Below are 1,754 nucleotides of genomic sequence, written 5' to 3' on the forward strand. Positions count from 1 at the left end.
GCAAGCTGATAGAAATCCAGAACCGTTTGGAATAAAACGACATATCAGAAGTTGCGCTTCAGCGTGAGTTCACACAGCCACAAGCATCAGGGAAGGAGACGCAGCATGAAGCATTATGCCGGATTGGATGTATCAGTGAAAGAAACCGCCGTTTGTGTTGTCGATGACGACGGCCAAGTCTGCTCAGAAATGAAGATTCGAGCGGGTTGGGTTGGAAGCCGGTCCGCTGTCGCAATGGTTGTTCGAAGGGCTGGCGCGCGCGGGGCTTCCGGTGATTTGTATTGAGACACGCCACGCGAAGGCCTTCCTCAAGGCGCAGGTGAACAAGACCGACCGCAATGATGCGCGTGGGATCGCGCAGATGATGCGGGTCAACCTATACCGCCCGGTGCATGTGAAGACCCGGGAAAGCCAGCGGCGCCGAGCCCTGCTGCGAGCCCGGAAGCTCCTGCAAGAGAAGGCGATTGCTGTTGAGCAATGATATACGCGGCCTGCTGCGCAACCTCGGGCTCAAGGTCGGTATCGTCGGCAGAGGGAAGTTCGAAACCCGCATCCTGGAACTTATCGCGGAACTGCCGGAACTGGAGAAGGTGATCTGCGTCTTGCTCGCGGCAAGGCGCCAGCTCCGTGAGGGCTTCGCCAAACTGCACCGCGAGGTTGTGGGAACCGCGACGGGAGACGCCGTTTGCATGCGCCTGATGACAGTCCCAGGTGTTGGAGCGGTGACTTCGCTTGCCTTCGTCAGCACCATTGATATCCCGGCGCGCTTTCGAAGGTCGCGAGCGGTTGGGCCGGTCTTGGGGCTGACACCGGTCCTAAATCAGTCCGGGGAAAGTCAACGCGTGGGCCGGGTGTCCTTGTGTGGCGACGGAATGATGCGAGCTTTGCTGTACGAGGCCGCGCAATCCATGCTGACCAGGGTGAAGAAATGGTCGTGGCTAAGAGCTTGGGCCGTGGGGGTCGTGAAGCGCAGTGGCTTCAAGAAGGCCGTCGTGGCTTTGGCCCGGCGCCTCTCGGTGATCATGCACAGGATGTGGGTCGATGGCAGCGAGTTCCGTTGGTCGCGGGAGGGAGCCATCGCAACGTGATCGACCCGGAAAGGAGTTAGAGTTCCACCGCAGGTGGGAAGGCGTCCTTCGCGGGACGATGGGTGAGGTGAGTTCGCAATGGGTCCAGTTCCGGCAGCATCATGGCTGCCAGGCCGCGAGTCAGATTGGACCGCTTCACTCTTCTAATCCCATGATGGGAGGGCCAGCGTGCTGATCCCGAAGAGAAGCGAGGGCCCGCGAAAGACCTGAAGTCCCGCCGGTAATGACTGCTCGAAGGCGCTTGACCAAAGAACGCCGAATAGAGAAGGACCCATTGATTTCCTTCTGGCAGCGTGTTTCACGGTTCGAAAGACGAGCGGTGAGCATGTCTGATCTCTTCTGGCTTGCGGACGCGCAGATGGCGCGCCTGAAGCCCTATTTCCCGAAGTCCCACGGCAAGCCGCGTGTCGATGACCGTCGCGTGTTGAGTGGGATTATCTTCATCAATCGTAATGGGTTGCGATGGCGCGACGCTCCTGCTGAATACGGTCCCCACAAGACGTTGTATAATCGGTGGAAGCGGTGGAGCGACAAAGGCATCTTCGCGCAGATGATGGCTGGATTGGTTGCCGGGCATGGCGAAGAGAAGACCGTGATGATCGACGCGACCTACCTCAAGGCCCACCGGACTGAACCGCACCGGGTTTGCCGGAGGCTGATTTCAGT

1 protein-coding gene and 1 pseudogene are annotated in these 1,754 nt (G+C 59.2%); both read left to right on the top strand.

Going from position 1 to position 1,754, the window contains the following annotated elements:
- Positions 1-105: 105 nt before the first annotated feature.
- A pseudogene (locus tag ACFMBG_RS23845) lies at positions 106-1,088 on the top strand (IS110 family RNA-guided transposase).
- Positions 1,089-1,413: 325 nt separating this feature from the next.
- Positions 1,414-1,754, top strand: a 341-nt coding sequence (locus ACFMBG_RS23850) for a transposase (protein ID WP_421057130.1), incomplete at its 3' end; no start/stop codon positions are given.

The sequence above is a fragment of the Leisingera coralii genome, from assembly GCF_049056525.1.
In the GTDB taxonomy this organism is placed as follows: Bacteria; Pseudomonadota; Alphaproteobacteria; order Rhodobacterales; family Rhodobacteraceae; genus Leisingera; species Leisingera coralii.